General features: G+C 45.2%; 15 protein-coding genes and 1 riboswitch. All 15 genes read right to left on the bottom strand.

Translation table 11 applies throughout. The features are described from left to right. Nucleotides 1–7 precede the first annotated feature (7 nt). Complete coding sequence (locus HGO97_RS08995) at nucleotides 8–1,171, bottom strand: phosphopentomutase (RefSeq protein ID WP_216240963.1); 1,164 nt, start codon at nucleotides 1,169–1,171, stop codon at nucleotides 8–10. A gap of 9 nt (nucleotides 1,172–1,180) precedes the next feature. Then, on the bottom strand, nucleotides 1,181–1,618 hold the full coding sequence (locus tag HGO97_RS08990; RefSeq protein ID WP_246597369.1) for a VOC family protein: 438 nt from the start codon (nucleotides 1,616–1,618) through the stop codon (nucleotides 1,181–1,183). Next, nucleotides 1,608–2,177 carry a DUF1097 domain-containing protein gene (locus HGO97_RS08985; RefSeq protein WP_216240961.1) on the bottom strand — a complete coding sequence of 190 codons (570 nt, stop codon included), beginning with the start codon at nucleotides 2,175–2,177 and terminating at the stop codon, nucleotides 1,608–1,610. Before HGO97_RS08985 ends, HGO97_RS08990 begins: the two co-directional genes overlap by 11 nt. Nucleotides 2,178–2,249: 72 nt before the next feature. Next, nucleotides 2,250–3,563: a transaldolase family protein gene (locus HGO97_RS08980; RefSeq protein WP_216240960.1), complete on the bottom strand. Its 1,314-nt coding sequence runs from the start codon at nucleotides 3,561–3,563 to the stop codon at nucleotides 2,250–2,252. Between the two features lie 36 nt (nucleotides 3,564–3,599). Further along, a complete protein-coding gene (gene deoC, locus HGO97_RS08975) occupies nucleotides 3,600–4,289 on the bottom strand; it encodes a deoxyribose-phosphate aldolase (RefSeq protein ID WP_216240959.1) in 690 nt (229 codons plus the stop codon). Nucleotides 4,290–4,613: 324 nt separating this feature from the next. After that, complete coding sequence (locus HGO97_RS08970) at nucleotides 4,614–5,390, bottom strand: TrmH family RNA methyltransferase (protein WP_216240958.1); 777 nt, start codon at nucleotides 5,388–5,390, stop codon at nucleotides 4,614–4,616. Nucleotides 5,391–5,408: 18 nt separating this feature from the next. Continuing rightward, on the bottom strand, nucleotides 5,409–6,053 hold the full coding sequence (locus HGO97_RS08965) for a potassium channel family protein (RefSeq protein ID WP_216240957.1): 645 nt from the start codon (nucleotides 6,051–6,053) through the stop codon (nucleotides 5,409–5,411). Between the two features lie 59 nt (nucleotides 6,054–6,112). After that, entirely contained in the window at nucleotides 6,113–7,492 is a 1,380-nt protein-coding gene (locus HGO97_RS08960) for a TrkH family potassium uptake protein (RefSeq protein WP_216240956.1), read from the bottom strand. A 271-nt stretch (nucleotides 7,493–7,763) separates the two neighbouring features. Further along, nucleotides 7,764–8,456: a response regulator transcription factor gene (locus HGO97_RS08955; protein WP_216240955.1), complete on the bottom strand. Its 693-nt coding sequence runs from the start codon at nucleotides 8,454–8,456 to the stop codon at nucleotides 7,764–7,766. After that, the gene (locus HGO97_RS08950) at nucleotides 8,449–9,513 is read right to left on the bottom strand and encodes a sensor histidine kinase (RefSeq protein WP_216240954.1); all 1,065 of its coding nucleotides are present in this window, start codon (nucleotides 9,511–9,513) and stop codon (nucleotides 8,449–8,451) included. Before HGO97_RS08950 ends, HGO97_RS08955 begins: the two co-directional genes overlap by 8 nt. A 164-nt stretch (nucleotides 9,514–9,677) precedes the next feature. Further along, the gene (gene metK / locus HGO97_RS08945; protein WP_216240953.1) at nucleotides 9,678–10,865 is read right to left on the bottom strand and encodes a methionine adenosyltransferase; all 1,188 of its coding nucleotides are present in this window, start codon (nucleotides 10,863–10,865) and stop codon (nucleotides 9,678–9,680) included. Nucleotides 10,866–10,993: 128 nt separating this feature from the next. Continuing rightward, a riboswitch (SAM riboswitch) is annotated at nucleotides 10,994–11,091 on the bottom strand. A gap of 76 nt (nucleotides 11,092–11,167) precedes the next feature. Continuing rightward, a complete protein-coding gene (locus HGO97_RS08940; protein WP_216240952.1) occupies nucleotides 11,168–11,752 on the bottom strand; it encodes a GNAT family N-acetyltransferase in 585 nt (194 codons plus the stop codon). Next, a complete protein-coding gene (locus tag HGO97_RS08935; RefSeq protein ID WP_216240951.1) occupies nucleotides 11,739–13,184 on the bottom strand; it encodes a CapA family protein in 1,446 nt (481 codons plus the stop codon). Before HGO97_RS08935 ends, HGO97_RS08940 begins: the two co-directional genes overlap by 14 nt. Before the next feature lie 279 nt (nucleotides 13,185–13,463). Next, nucleotides 13,464–14,756 carry a UDP-N-acetylglucosamine 1-carboxyvinyltransferase gene (locus HGO97_RS08930; RefSeq protein ID WP_168866676.1) on the bottom strand — a complete coding sequence of 431 codons (1,293 nt, stop codon included), beginning with the start codon at nucleotides 14,754–14,756 and terminating at the stop codon, nucleotides 13,464–13,466. A gap of 150 nt (nucleotides 14,757–14,906) precedes the next feature. Beyond that, a complete protein-coding gene (locus tag HGO97_RS08925; protein ID WP_168866675.1) occupies nucleotides 14,907–15,416 on the bottom strand; it encodes a shikimate kinase in 510 nt (169 codons plus the stop codon). Between the last annotated feature and the right edge of the window lie 187 nt (nucleotides 15,417–15,603).

Here is a 15,603-nt window from a genome sequence, read left to right as displayed (position 1 = left end):
CTATACCTTACCTTTCCATCTCTTTCAAAAAAGACGTTCCCGCTTGGAATTCAACCCCGAAGTATTCGGCCGCTGTTGCTGCAATATCCGAAAAGGTACTTCGGATTCCTAAGTCGGTTCCTGCCTTTAGCTGTTTTCCATACACAATGATCGGAATATATTCACGCGTATGGTCTGTCCCTGGTGTGGTAGGATCGCATCCATGATCTGCTGTGATCAGAAGGATATCCTCCTCTTCCAGAAGGTCTATCATATCAGGTACAAATGAATCAAAATACTCTAAAGCCTCTGCATATCCCTCTGGATTATTGCGGTGTCCATAGAGCATGTCAAAGTCTACCAGATTCACAAAAAGCAGACCGTCAAATCCTGTTTTCAAATAGTCCAGAGTCGCCTGTATTCCTTCCCTGTTGTTCTTTGTGTGATTGATCTGAGTCAAGCCTCTTCTGTTGAAGATGTCTTCAATCTTTCCGACTCCGATCACATCCTTCCCATTTTCACTTAAAAGATCCAAGACAGTCACTCCCGGAGGGTCCACCGAAAAGTCCTTTCGGTTCTCTGTACGGTAGTAATTTCCACTTTCCCCTGTAAACGGCCGGCAGATGACCCTGCTCACTGTATCATCCCCTGTCAGAAGCTCCCTGGCGATCTGGCAGATCTCGTATTGCCTTTCCAATGGAATAATGCTCTCATGCATTGCAATCTGCATCAGACTGTCTGCAGACAGATAAACGATGGGATATCCCGTTTTCACATGCTCGTCGCCCAGCACCTTTATGATTTCTGTTCCCGATGCCGGATAATTGCCTATGACCTTCGTTCCAATACGCCGTTCTAGTTCTTCTATGATGCGGGGCGGAAAAGACTCCCCGAATACCTTGAACGGAGTCTTCACCGTAAGTCCGGCAATCTCAAAATGTCCGTTCGTCGTATCTTTGGCTTTCCCGATCTCTGCGGCTTTGCCAAAACATCCTATGGGATTCTCGACCGGTGCAAGTCCAGTTCCCTGAATGTTGTATATTCCAAGCCTCTTTAAATTTGGAATATTCAAACCACCTCTGAATTCATCCACATGTTTTAATGTATTTGTGCCTGCATCGCCGAACTCTGCCGCATCGGGCAGTTCACCGACGCCCACACTGTCCAGTACGATGATCGTAAACTTTGGCATGTGCCCCTCCTAATCCGAAGTTTCCTCTAACAGTCCGGGACCGTTCCCCTCTTCCCAGGCAAAGACCTCCCAGACATTCCCTTCAAAATCCTGGAAATAAGCTGCCCTGGAGCCGAATCCGTATGTCGTCGGTTCCTTGATACAGTTTACCCCGTTTGTAATCAGCTCTTCTGCAATATCATCTACATCCTGAAGCTTAGGCACCTTTACAGCAATCATAAAATGATGCCCGTCACCATCAATATACTTATGGTCCACGACCTCACAGAGCCCTTTCTTCTCCCACAGAGTCACGGCTGTTCCATGGAACTCGAACTCCGCATAATTCGCATGTTCTGAATCAGGCTGAAGCCTTTTCACTTTGAATCCAAATTTCTCTGTGTAGAATTTCAGTGCGCCCTCAAAGTCCTTCACAAATAAACAGATATCATTTAACTTAGTTAACATTTCCAATTTGCTCATGTATCTGATGTACCTCCATGATTTTTTTTACTGAAAGCCTCTTTTCCAGCCACTTCCTAAATACAATACTCATCCATCCGCTCAAGAGTCCCAATACACAATAGACCAGGACAATCCCTGCTGCCTGCCACATCCTGATTCCTTCCACATAACTGTTGATTCCGAAAAAGGCTCCTGCCCCGACAAAGAATACGGCCACATTACTGATGAACCAAGGGGCGAATTCGAAATACATCATGACCGGAACAACGATCAATGCAACCACCGGGACGGTCCATATCCCTGCATCGGGCAGTACATAAGCAAGACCTATCATAATCGCTGCAAATAAGATTCCCAGCACGTATCCGCAAAAGCCTTTCACAGCACCTTTTACCTCACTCCCAAGCAGGAAATATAAAGCCCATGCCTGAAATGCAATGAACACGAATCCGCTGTGCCCGCCGGCCACAAAATGAGTCCCGATGAGCTGGTCGGCCAATTGAAGTAAAAATGATTGAAGCCCTACAAAAACTGCAAATATCAGATATTGACTTTTCTTCATCTCTTCACCCGCCTGTTGATTTTATGAAAGCAAAAGGAGGCACCATATCTGCTATGGTGCCTTACCTTTACATTACTTCTCACCATTTGCAGCATTCATAAATCTTCTCTGATATGTAATAATTTGCGGTGCTGATGTATTCTGTGCCAAATAGCTTGGTTCTGTAGTAATTACGATTCTGTCTGTCATATCCTTGAACTCATCCTCTGTCATCAGTTTGTCCAGTTCTGGATACATCCTGGAGCCCTCAATACTGCAGATGATCAGTCTTGTATCCTCCAGATTTGAATTACGAAGCATCCTCAGGTTATGTCTTACGCCATCCATACCATCAAATCCTTCCCTCTCATTGATCTTTCTGTATTCAATGGTCTCCCGGGCAATCTTCTCTACCAGACGCAGATCCACGTTCTGATCATCCTTAGAAAGGATATCCCACTGAATCATAAAGTTACGGAGTTCCTGAAGGAATCTGTCATCGTAGGTCTTCTGATAAGCGGTCAGCATGCCATTGATATAGGTAGTCACACCAAAGCGCTGACGCACAAAGCTGTTGATGAAATATGGCTTAGCCTGCAATGCCATTCCCGTCTGCCATGGTTCGAACATCAATGTATAGTTGACACGGAAACCATGCTCCTTCATCTTAAGTGCAAGATTGTGCCCATATAGGTAATCCTTTGTCGCAGCCTGATTCCACCGTGTAGACAGCCTCTTGTCCCCGACTAAAAGGTCACCAACATTCGCTGCATTCACAGGACCTGTATGAGGAATCTTAATGACCATACGGTAATCAGAAAACATCTCCCTGAATTCCTCCGCCTCCTCCAGGATCTGGTTAAAGTCTGCAAATGGATTATTCACCTCTACGCTGATATCACATCCAGGTCCTAAGATATCGGCAATTTCTTTCATGACCTCATTTCTAGTCTTGAACTTATTTCCAATATTGGCCGCTGGATTATTGATGAATAGGTCATAGATAATTCCTGGATTGCAAGTCAGGTTTCCGATTAAATTCTTGATTGGTTCAACCTCATATGGATTTGCCGTATCTGCGGAATAAATAAATTTAGTGGGTCTTTTTTTCCCATTTTTATCATACGATATATTTCTGACCAAATCTATTTCCAATATCTGGTTTTCCTTCATGTTATATTCAATCTTAAACCCTGCCGGAGTCTCGCCCTCCGGGACCTTGAATAAATCAATGACATCCTTAAATCTGTCACTTGCGCCGATATATCTCACTGTTTTTTTGAGAAATTCATACTCGTTAAGACTGATATTCTGATGAAGCGCTCTTCTTACATAACCTTCATCACTGGATATGATCTGGGTCTCCCCACCCACAAGAGACGCCAAACTATAATTTACTGTCTGCATAACACCCTCCGCTATTTTTATCCGGTCAGATATCTTCTATTTCAATTCTTCCAGATATTTACTGTACTCTTCTACTAATTTACCTGCACTTCTTGTTCCTACGAGGCTGACTCCCATATGCTCGAACATATGTAGAACTGCCGGCATCGTAAAGGTTCTCGGAACACCTGATACTTTGATTTTTGTATTTCCTGACAGGTTCTCCTTCATGATCTTCACCTGGTCCATTGTCGGGAATGCCTGGGAGCCAGTCGCTGTCTTCACATATGTAACTCCGCATTCGCAGCAGATCTTCGTCAGCTCTGCAATCTCTTCATCAGTCAGGAAACCGACCTCAAAAATCAGCTTGGTATCGCATCCCTCACCGCAGATACGAACGAATTCACTGATCTCATGACGTACCAGTTCATAGTTTTTATCCTTTACAGCCCCGATGTTCACGACCATGTCACAAGCTGTACATCCAAGCTTTACCATCTCTTCAAGTTCAAACAACTTTGCCTTTGTGGACATCGCACCATATGGGAAACCAATTACTGCACTCGGTCCTACATCTGTTCCCTTCAATTCTTCTACTACGAGCTCTGCCCAACAGGAATTGACATTCACTGCATTTACGTGGTACTTCTTTGCGATATCACATGCTTTGATAATGTCTTCCTTCTGTAAATTCGGTGCCAGATACGCCAAATCTAAGTGTTTTGCAAATTCATTTACTGTCAACATTGTAATTCCTCCTAAAATTTAACCTTTCCCTATATTGATGCGCATTTACAATATATTGTTTGTTACAATGTCAATATATCACTCTGATTTTGTTTTGTCAATAACATTTGTTATTATTTTTTCATTTTATTCACGTTTTTATTTGTTTTAAATGAATATATTATAACATTTATTTCAACATTATTTTCTTTACATTACATTATTGTGATTGTGATCACATTTTTGTAAATATTTTCACAGTTTTAGCATCAAAAAAACAGCCGACATCGTCAGCTGCTCTTTTTACTCTTCATTCCATCCATTTATACAAAGATTCCGCTCTCATCATCTGCGTCTCTGTCTACTCACCTCAAACATCAGCACGGTAGCCGCAATCGCTGCATTCAGCGATTCCACCTGTCCCGCCATAGGGATACGCACCCAGGTATCTGCGCATTCTGCCACCTCGGCCCTGAGTCCGTTTCCTTCATTTCCAATCAAGAACGCGGTCCCTCTCTGATAATCTTCCTGGTCATACGCATTTTTCCCATCCAGATGGGCCGCATAGACACGCACATCATGTTCTTTCAACGTTCTGATCCCCTCCATCACATCCTCTATATATAGGAACGGCATCCGATAAATTGCCCCCATAGTAGAACGGATGGTCTTTGGATTATAGATATCCACACAGTCCCTGCTCATCAGGATTCCGGTCACTCCTGCCGCTTCTGCGGTCCGAAAAATCGTCCCTACATTTCCCGGGTCCTGGAGATTATCCAGAACTAAAATATGGGGGGCATCCTTTTTCAATATCTCATCCAGTTGATAATCCATCTGCCTAACCACCGCCAGAATCCCCTGCGGGGTCTTTGTATCAGACACATAGGCAAACACAGTATCGGACAGCACCTCCGGGACCACGCCCAGTCCTTTGATCTCCTTCTCATGCTTGCGGGAATATGTCTCCGAAACATACAGCTTCTTCATCCGCCCTTTGGGTGTCTCCAGGACCATCCTGCTGCCCTCTGCCAGAAACACGCCTGCCTGGTTCCTGGCCTTGCTCTTTTTCTGCAATTGCAGCAATTCCTTTACTCTTGGATTGCTTGTACTTGTAATCATATCTTCACCTCATTTCCTTTACTGGAAATCCGCCAACATGGAATTGGCACCGATCACAATCATGATACAGCCTTCCGGCAGCGGCTCATGAGGGTCAAATGTGACATCCACTTTCTCCCCCTGCATGATTCCTACCACATTCACTCCATACCGTTCTCTCACCTTTAAGTCTGCCAGGCTTTTGCCTACCCACTTTTCAGGTATCACTGTTTCTGCCATGCTATATTCAGATGACAGCTCAATCCAGTCGGTAAATGCCGTTGAGACCAGACTCTTTGCCACCCGGCTTCCCATATCCCGCTCAGGATATACAATAGCATCGGCCCCGATCTTCTCTAAAATCCTTCCCTGCAGCTCATCTCTGGCTTTTGCCAGCACATAGGGAATCCCGATTTCCTTCGCCGCTATAGTCGCCATAATACTTGCTTCCAGACTTTCTGATACCGCTACGACCGCTCCGTCCAGATTCTTTCCGCCCAGCGATACAAGGGCATCCGGGTCGGACACATCGGCCCGCATCGCATAGGCCACAGAGTCAGAAATCTCCTGTACCTTTTCATATGATTTATCTACCACAAACACATCACAGCCCAGGCTCTCTAATGTCAACGCCACACTGCGTCCAAAACTGCCCAGACCTAATACTGCAAACTGTTTCTTCATCGATTCTCTCCTAATTCATGCTTATTGTTCCTATCATTCTTTCGTCTCTGCATCCACCTCTATCCGAGCATGATCCGCTTCTCTGGAAGATCCCGAAGCTGCGCCCCTGTGTCTGCCCGGCCTGCGAAAACAAGAGCCATCGTAATTGGTCCGATACGGCCCACATACATCAATACCATCAATACTGCCTGGCTCGCCCTTCCCAGTTCTGGTGTCAAGTCTGCCGTCAAACCTACTGTCGCCATGGCGGAGGTAGCCTCGTACATGATCCGCAGGAAATCCACATGGGGCTCCAACACGGTAATCAGCGTCACCCCTGAAAGCCAGAACAAAAATGTCAACAGGATAATTGCGATACCTGAGCGCACCACAGACGGCTCGATCTTTCTTCCAAAACACTCGGTATCCCGTTTCCCTTTGATCACACCGATGCAGGTCAGCAGAAGCATGGCAACTGTAGTTGTCTTCACACCGCCCGCGGTTCCCGCAGGGGAACCTCCGACGAACATCAGGATACATCCCAAAAGCTTTGACCCTGGTGTCAGCCCTGCCTGGGACACGCTTGCAAACCCAGCCGTCCTGGTGGTCACAGACTGAAATCCGGCGGCCATCAGCTTCTGTCCAAAATTAAGCCCGCCCATTGTCTCAGGATTCTGGTATTCCAGAATAAAGAAGCCCAAAAATCCTGACAGCAGAAGGACCACCGTCATGGTCAGCACAATCTTTGTCTGGAGCTTTAATCTTGTAAAAAGCCTCCTCACCGGCTGTTTCTCCCTGGCGACCTTCTTTGTATTTTGATAAACATCATGCCATACGGTAAAACCAAGTCCGCCCAGCACAATCAAGAACATGGTCGTAAAACTGATGATCGGGGACTTTACATATCCCATATAGCTGCTGCTTCCAAGAATGTCAATTCCCGCATTACAGAATGCGGAAATCGCATGGAAAATAGAAAAACAGATTCCCTTTAACACCCCGAACTCCGGGATGAATTTCAATGAATACAGCAGTGCGCCGATTCCTTCTACTACAAAAGTTCCCTTGAGGATACGGATGATGAACTTTACCAGACCGCTTAATGTGTCCAGATTGTAGGTCTGTTGAATCACGACGCGCTCCCTCATCGTAATCTTCTTTTTGATAATCAGGAAAAAGGCCATCATACAAGCAATGACTCCCAGACCTCCGACCTGAATCAACACCAAAAGGATTCCTTTTCCAAATACCGTGAACTGCGTCGCAGGTGTAATCGTCACCAGACCTGTCACACACACCGCGGACACCGAGGTAAACAGTGCATCTGCGAATTCAATAGGCTTTTCATTACTAACAGGCAGCCACAATAGCAGGGCGCCCAATAAAATAACGCCTAAAAAACCAAGCGCTATCTTCTGCATGGTGTTCAGGCCGATTTTTCGTAAGCTTTTATTCTTCATGTTATAACACCTTAAGTTTTTATTCTTTCAGTCCGGCAGATATATCAAAATACATCTGTATGACAAACTCTGCGTTTTAGAAATCAACAGCAGAAGTCCCTCCGTGTGAGAAAAGCTGAGCTGCCATGGACTTTGGTTACCATTCTAACACATGCTCCCTAAAAAGGACAGCCCTGATATAAGATTGGACCGACAGATTTTTCATAGCATGCCCTGAAAAGCTCGAAAGCCAGTACAACAAGTATTTCTACCTTGTGCACTGGCTTTACTTTTATACCTTGAACCGATATCCCACGCCCCATATTGTCTCAATATACTGTGGATGGGAGGTATCATACTCAATCTTCTCCCGAATCTTCTTGATATGCACTGTCACCGTAGCAATATCTCCGATCGACTCCATATCCCATATCTCTTTGAACAGTTCTTCCTTCGTATATACATGATTTGGATGTCCAGCAAGAAATGTCAGCAGATCGAATTCTTTCGTTGTAAAGGATCTCTCCTCTCCATTGACCCAAACACGTCTGGCCGTCGTGTCGATCTTAAGTCCTCTGATCTCAATAATCTCATTCTCCTCCACATTGCTCCCGATCAGCCTTTCATAACGGGCCAGATGTGCCTTCACCCGTGCTACCAGCTCACTTGGACTAAAAGGCTTCGTCATATAATCATCCGCACCAAGGCCCAGACCTCTGATTTTATCAATATCATCCTTCTTTGCTGAAACCATGATAATCGGTGTATTCTTGTGGTCACGCACCTGACGGCAGATTTCAAATCCATCTACTCCCGGAAGCATCAGATCCAGGATAATCAGATCAAAATCCTCCTCGAGAGCCTTTTTCATCCCCACATCACCGTCATTAGCCACAGCGACATCAAAATTGCTCAGCTCCAGATAATCTTTTTCCAGATCTGCAATACTTTCCTCATCCTCAATAATCAAAATCTTCTTACTCATCAACGGGTACCTCCTGATATTTTCTGATTACAAAATACATTGTTGTTCCAACCCCATCCTCACTGGTCGCCCAAATCTTTCCGCCATGCTCTTCCACGATCTTCTTGACGATGGAAAGTCCGATACCACTTCCACCTTTGGAAGAATTCCGTGAAGCATCCGTACGGTAAAATCTGTCAAATATATATGGCAGGTCCTTCGGGGCAATCCCTTTACCGTTATCTCCAAGCTCCACCTGGATAAAATCCCCAACATCCTTTAAATTCATAAAAATTGTTCCCTTCGGCTTATCCATATATTTCAGGGAATTCGTCACAATATTATTGATGACGCGCCGAAGCTGTTCTGGATCAACAATCACTTTCGAATCCACCTCCACATAATTGCGGTATGTGAACTCTACCCCCTTTGCCTCCAGCTCCAATGACAGATCCTCCGCGCAGTCGCCAAAATACTGCATTGCCGAGATTGTCGTAAAATTATAAGGGATACGATTCGTATCGATCTTGGAATAAAGGGTCAGTTCATTGATCAGAAGATCCATCTCATTAGCCTTATTGTATATTGTTTTGATGTATCTGTCCATCTTTTCCGGCGTATCTGCCACGCCATCCATGATTCCTTCCACATACCCTTTGATTGCTGTGATCGGCGTTTTCAGGTCATGAGAAATATTACTGATCAATTCCTTGCTCTCCCGGTCATAAGAAACCTTCTCCTCCGCATTTGCCTTTAAGCGCAGGCGCATCTCCTCAAAGTCCCGGCACAGCATCCCGATCTCATCGTCTGTCTCACTCTTGATCTCAAAGTCCAGATTTCCTTCCTTTATATTGCGGGCCGCGATCTGGAGCCTTGAAAGAGGGACCGACACAGTCCTATAGATCCAATAAATCAAAAGTGCCGCAGTCAAAAATACCACCAAAAGATATAACTGCTGGATCTCACCGACCTCTCCTGCTCCGGCCGGCGCAAACGTGTACATCGCAATGATCGCAAAAATCGTAGGAAGAATCATTACCGTCATAAATGCAAGGATCAGTTTCGTTTTCAGCTTCATAATATCACTCCTTGTTCAAAGGGGTCGCTCAAAGGGATCTGCCCCCCTTTGCGCTCCGTTTTCAGAATATTTTCAAATTCCAGTTTCATACTGTAGCAGAAAAGACAGGCACTTCTTACGGTGCCTGTCTTTTCTTATTTTTTAACGCACCTAATACTGTTATATTACAGATATTTTTTCAATGCGTCAACTTTATCTAACTTTTCCCATGGTAAATTTAAATCGTTGCGGCCAAAATGTCCGTATGCTGCGGTCTGTTTGTAGATTGGTCTGCGCAGGTCGAGCATCTTGATGATTCCTGCCGGACGCAGATCAAAATTCTCACGAACGACTTTCACCAGCTCCTCATCGGATAACACTCCGGTTCCAAAGGTCTCTACATTTACAGAAGTGGGCTGAGCAACTCCGATCGCGTAGGAAAGCTGAACCTCACATTTCTTTGCAAGTCCTGCTGCCACGATATTCTTTGCTGCATAGCGTGCTGCATAGGCTGCGGAACGGTCTACCTTTGTACAGTCCTTACCAGAAAATGCACCGCCGCCGTGACGTGCCATTCCGCCGTAAGAATCTACGATGATCTTTCTTCCCGTAACACCGCTGTCTCCGTGCGGTCCGCCGATAACAAAACGCCCTGTCGGGTTAATAAAGAACTTTGTATTCTCATCAATCATCTCTGCCGGCAGCATCTCATCGAATATATATTTCTTAATATCCTCATGAATCTGCTCCTGTGTCACATCCGGGTCGTGCTGTGTTGATAATACAACAGCCTCCAGGCGGCTCGGAACCCCGTTCTCATCATACTCTACTGTCACCTGTGTCTTGCCGTCCGGGCGAAGATAAGGAAGTGTTCCATCCTTTCTAATCTCAGTCAGCTTTCTTGCCAGTTTATGAGCCATTGCGATTGGATATGGCATATACTCCTCTGTCTCATCAGAAGCATATCCGAACATCATCCCCTGATCTCCGGCACCGATCGCTTCGATTTCATCGTCTGACATCTTATTCTCTTTTGCTTCCAGAGCCTTGTCCACACCAAGGGCGATGTCCGGTGACTGCTCGTCAATAGCGGTAAGTACACCGCATGTATCCGCGTCAAATCCATATTTTCCTCTTGTATATCCAATCTCACGTACTGTATCACGTACGATCTTCTGGATATCTACGTATGCATTCGTTGTAATCTCACCCATGACCATGACCAGTCCTGTTGTCGTACATGTCTCACATGCAACACGGCTCATCGGGTCCTCTGCCAGCAGTGCGTCCAAAATCGCATCGGAAATCTGGTCGCACATCTTATCCGGGTGTCCTTCTGTTACTGATTCGGAAGTAAATAATAATTTTTCCATAAGTTCTCTCCTTCTTGAAATCCTGGGACTGCTGCCTTTTGGCCGTCCCCCAGCTCTTTCTCTCCGGGGCTGCTTCATAAAGAAAACAGCCCACAAGAAGCGGACTGTTTATATCTCATAAACGAATCCTCTTATTGTTCGATTACTCGCTCAGGTTGGCACCTTCCTAAAGAGGGGTTGCCGCGGCTTCACAGGTCCTTTGTACCTCCACCGCTCTGAATAAGAGAAAGTTTGCTTTATTTATTTGTTGTTAAGTACAATAGGAACTTTACACTGTATTGCAGAAAATGTCAATATACATCTTACGATTTTTGTAGCCTGGCAGCAATTTCCGCTGTGTCCAGGTCACCAATCGGAATCACTTGCTCAGGATCGCTGGTATGCTCTCCCAGCATTTTCTCCATCCAGACCATGTCATACCAGATTCCCATCTTATACCCACATTTGTGGAAATGTGCGACCGTCTCATACCCCATTTTCTCGTGGAATGCAATACTTTCAGGGTGGGGATATGCAATACACGCATTGACATTCAGGATATGCTGCATCATCAGGATTTCTTCCAGCTTCTCATATAACTTTCTGCCAATTCCTCTTCCCTTTATATCACGTCGTACATATACCGTCGTTTCCACAGACCAGTCATAAGCATCCCGATCCTTAAATTGGGAAACATAACAATATCCGGCAATCTTCCCATCAAAGACCGCTACCAGATAAGGATACATCTTCATGGTATTTTGCATCCTTCTCTTGAATTCCTCCAGAGAAGGAACCTCATACTCAAATGTAATCGCCGTATCCGTCACATAAGGTGTGTAGATATCCAAAATTTCCTCTGCATCACTGATCTCTGCCATCCTGATTTGTAACTCATGATTGTCCATCTTTCTCTTTTACCTCTTTAAATACACCTTTCTTATCTATTTCCAGATTCGGGGAAAGCCCCTCAAAAAACTCGTAGAACTCTGCCTGCTCACTCTTATCTTTAATATACTGTGTCGTATATTCCGTCTGCAGGCAGGGCACAAATGACATTTCCTTTAGCCCCTCCGCCTGGATATCGAGCTTGAGAAGCCCGGTATACTTCGTCTCATCATTGAACCAAAAATCTCCCATACTGTAGATCACTGGCTTTCCATCTATGTATTCCATGCCCTGGAGCACATGAGGGTGTCCACCCACCACAATATCTGCACCAGCATCTAAGAATTCCTTCCCCTGGTCATGCTGATACTGCTCATAAGTATTCGTATCCTCCGGCCCCCAGTGGATATATGCAATCAGATAGTCACACTGTCCGGCCGCCTCCTTGATCTCTTTCTGATATTCCGTCGTATCATAAGCCTCCATGATTCCAGGAGAATCCTTCCCCGCTGCTGGCGTATAATATACGATTTCCGCATTGGATGCCGCAGTAAATCCGACCTTAATGCCATTTATCACGAAATAGACCGGACTTTCGGCCTCCTTTATGTTATGTCCTCCCCCGACATATGGAATCTCTGCTTTCTTCAAAAGGTCTAATGTGTCAAGCAACGCATCTTCCCCATAGTCATATACATGATTGTTCGCCAGAGACACCAGGTCTGTCCCCATCTCTTTTAAAAGCTCCATTCGCTCCGGCTTTGCCCGAAATGTGTACAGCTTCCCTTCCAGAGGTTCCCCGCGGTCGCTAATGGAGTACTCATGATTGAGATAAAACACATCCGCTGCATTCGTCATCTTCAATATCTCCGGTGAGATACATTTTGACAAATCCTTCACCTCATCATAGTGATCCAGCACAAATCCATCCTCGGCAAAACAAAGGTCTCCGGCAATCAACACTTCTGCTGTCTTTTTTGATTGACTGTCCTTGTAATAGATTCCATGCTTTTTCGCCGTCCCTGCATCATCCAGATACCCATTATATCTATCATGGACTACATGCATAGTCTCACCTGCCGCTGCATAGATATCCTTCTCCGTCACTTTTCCCTTGGACGCTTTCTGCAGAACAGCATTCTTTGCATCAGGATACATCTCCAAAAACCAGTCTGCAAAGGCGTCCGCCTTCTTCCCATTATCGGCCAGTGTTTCTACAGCACCATCCTGAGTCTTTAAAAAAGTATCATAACAAGCCTGAATGACTTCTTTTCCCTCCGCCAGCCTCTTTTTTGCAGCGTGGCGCTTTACCCCTGCAATACTTAGTCCGATGACTGCAACAATCAGCAGGGCTCCACCTCCCAGTACCATTAACATCCTGCGGCGCACCTGCCTCCTGCGCTTCATGATCCGCTGTCTCCGCCGTTCCTCATCATACCTGTCGCTGCCCATGCTCCAAGCCTCCTCATCCGTAACGAAATACCCAATCCAACTTCTTTTTCATATACAATGACCATTACATACCATGGAGCAAAAGTCAACCCTTATTGAATGATTCTGCATCCAGAATCATTCTCCATATAACAAAAGCGAGAAATGCCTCCATTCCCCGCTTTTATTCGCGTAAATCTAATATTTGCAATTTTAATATCAGTAATTCCAATCTGCTATTACCTCTGAATCACATCGTTCATGATAGAAAGTGATGCTCCAAGCCTTACTGGGGATTCCTTAACTCACTTTCAGTTTGAACTTCTGAATCTCCTTCTCGCTGGACACTTTCTCAATAATGCCGCCCAGTCCGCGGAGCTTCTCCTCAAATCTCTCATATCCTCTCTGGATATAAACGATATCATCGATAATCGTGATTCCATCTGTTGCCAGTCCTGCGATACAAAGTGCGGCTCCTGCACGAAGATCTGGAGCGCTTACCCGTGCACCTGAAAGTGCCTCCACGCCCTCAATCGTTGCGGAATTGCCTTCGACTTTAATTACAGCTCCCATTCTTGCCAGCTCGTCTAGGTATTTGAAACGATTTTCAAAAATACTCTCTGTAATTGTACTTGTTCCCCTTGCCAGGGCAAGAGTCACACCGATCTGTGGCTGCATGTCAGTCGGATATCCTGGATAAGGAAGGGTCTTCACCTGCGTAGAACGCAGTCTGTCTTTTGCCACGACACGCACGGCGTCGTCAAACTCTTCCACCTCGCACCCAATATCCACAAGCTTGGAAATCGTCGCATCTAAATGCTTCGGAATGACATTCAGAACAGTAACATCACCTTTCGTTGCCGCTGCGGCGAACATAAAGGTTCCCGCCTCAATCTGGTCCGGGATAATGGAATACTCGGTCTTATGCAGTGATTTCACACCACGGATCTTAATCACATCTGTTCCGGCTCCTCTGATATTAGCGCCCATACTGTTCAAGAAGTTGGCCACGTCAACGACATGTGGCTCCTTCGCAACATTCTCCATAATCGTAATGCCATCAGCCATAGCTGCTGCCATCATCACATTGATTGTAGCCCCTACTGTTACTACGTCAAAATAAAGATGAGTTCCTCTCAGAACGTCTGCCTCGGCCACAATCTTACCGTGCTCAATGTCAACATCCGCACCCAGAGCACGGAACCCCTTCAAATGCTGGTCGATCGGACGGCTACCGATATTACATCCGCCCGGGAGAGCTACCTCTGCCCTCTTGTACTTACCAAGCAGTGCCCCCAGCAGATAGTAGGATGCCCTAATCTTCTTAATGTAATCATATTCGATATTAAAGTCGCCGATCGTACTCCCGTTGATCTTGACTGTATGTCGGTCAATCCTCTGTACCATGGCTCCTATTCCTGCAATTGCCTCTAACATTACATTGATATCATTTACATCAGGCAGGTTGTCAATCAGTACAGTCTCATCCGTCATAATCGCCGCCGCCAGAATTGCAAGTGCTGCATTCTTGGCGCCGCCTATCTCGACTTCCCCTACAAGCGGACTGCCGCCTTTAATAATATATTGCTCCATAAACGCACCTCAATTATCCGATATTGTTATCGTGATCCCTTATCATTTATTCCCCTGTTACATTCAAGCCTAATCTTAGATATGCGAAGTTATTATACCATAAAATAAACATTTGTAAAATCATTTTTTCCTTCGATACCTGTAAAGCACCTATTTACCAAGACTTTCCACCGCATCGAGCACGTTTTCTATCGTCTCTTCAATCCGGCATCCGTCCTCACAGATGGTAATATCCGCATACTTTTCAAACAGCTCTGTTCTCTCATGATACAGGTCCTTAAAGGTCTGCCCTTCTCTTAAGACAACCCCTCTCTTTTTGGGACTGCGAATCCTTCTTTTTATTGTTTGATAAGAAGCCTTTAAATATACAACTGTTCCAATTTCTTTAAAATGCTGCATAGCCTCTTCGCAGTAGACCACACTTCCGCCCGGTGAAATCACTGCATTCTCCGCATTCACATCCCGATTGACCTGATTTTCAATCCTTAGGAATCCGTCTTCTCCAACATCTGCGATAATCTCACGCAGGAGTCGATTTTCTTGCTCCTGGATCAAAAGATCCGTGTCAATAAATTTCATTCCGAGTCTTTTTGCAACAACAACACCTACCGTGCTCTTGCCCACGGCAGGCATTCCTATAAAAATAAAATTATTTTTCATAAGTACATCCACCCTGCTTTATCCCAATTATAATCACAATACTTTTTTTACACCAGGCTCATAAAATTGCACCAAGTGCAAATATTATAACATATATTTGCAGATTAGTAAAATCTTCGGTCACAACGGCGGTTATCACATCTGCGTTTGAAAAGTTCCTGGTATAACAATACCTGAATCAAATCAC

It is taken from the genome of Faecalicatena faecalis (assembly GCF_012524165.2).
Taxonomy (GTDB): domain Bacteria; phylum Bacillota; class Clostridia; order Lachnospirales; family Lachnospiraceae; genus Faecalicatena_A; species Faecalicatena_A faecalis.
The sequence above is the reverse complement of the archived record's forward strand: the minus strand, read 5'-3'. Positions and strand labels throughout refer to the sequence as shown.

Coding starts and splice junctions, on each gene's coding strand:
- HGO97_RS08995 (WP_216240963.1), bottom strand. CDS start 1,171: ATGCCAAAGTTTACGATCATCGTACTGGACAGTGTGGGCGTCGGTGAA.
- HGO97_RS08990 (WP_246597369.1), bottom strand. CDS start 1,618: ATGTTAACTAAGTTAAATGATATCTGTTTATTTGTGAAGGACTTTGAG.
- HGO97_RS08985 (WP_216240961.1), bottom strand. CDS start 2,177: ATGAAGAAAAGTCAATATCTGATATTTGCAGTTTTTGTAGGGCTTCAA.
- HGO97_RS08980 (WP_216240960.1), bottom strand. CDS start 3,563: ATGCAGACAGTAAATTATAGTTTGGCGTCTCTTGTGGGTGGGGAGACC.
- deoC (WP_216240959.1), bottom strand. CDS start 4,289: ATGTTGACAGTAAATGAATTTGCAAAACACTTAGATTTGGCGTATCTG.
- HGO97_RS08970 (WP_216240958.1), bottom strand. CDS start 5,390: ATGATTACAAGTACAAGCAATCCAAGAGTAAAGGAATTGCTGCAATTG.
- HGO97_RS08965 (WP_216240957.1), bottom strand. CDS start 6,053: ATGAAGAAACAGTTTGCAGTATTAGGTCTGGGCAGTTTTGGACGCAGT.
- HGO97_RS08960 (WP_216240956.1), bottom strand. CDS start 7,492: ATGAAGAATAAAAGCTTACGAAAAATCGGCCTGAACACCATGCAGAAG.
- HGO97_RS08955 (WP_216240955.1), bottom strand. CDS start 8,456: ATGAGTAAGAAGATTTTGATTATTGAGGATGAGGAAAGTATTGCAGAT.
- HGO97_RS08950 (WP_216240954.1), bottom strand. CDS start 9,513: ATGAAGCTGAAAACGAAACTGATCCTTGCATTTATGACGGTAATGATT.
- metK (WP_216240953.1), bottom strand. CDS start 10,865: ATGGAAAAATTATTATTTACTTCCGAATCAGTAACAGAAGGACACCCG.
- HGO97_RS08940 (WP_216240952.1), bottom strand. CDS start 11,752: ATGGACAATCATGAGTTACAAATCAGGATGGCAGAGATCAGTGATGCA.
- HGO97_RS08935 (WP_216240951.1), bottom strand. CDS start 13,184: ATGGGCAGCGACAGGTATGATGAGGAACGGCGGAGACAGCGGATCATG.
- HGO97_RS08930 (WP_168866676.1), bottom strand. CDS start 14,756: ATGGAGCAATATATTATTAAAGGCGGCAGTCCGCTTGTAGGGGAAGTC.
- HGO97_RS08925 (WP_168866675.1), bottom strand. CDS start 15,416: ATGAAAAATAATTTTATTTTTATAGGAATGCCTGCCGTGGGCAAGAGC.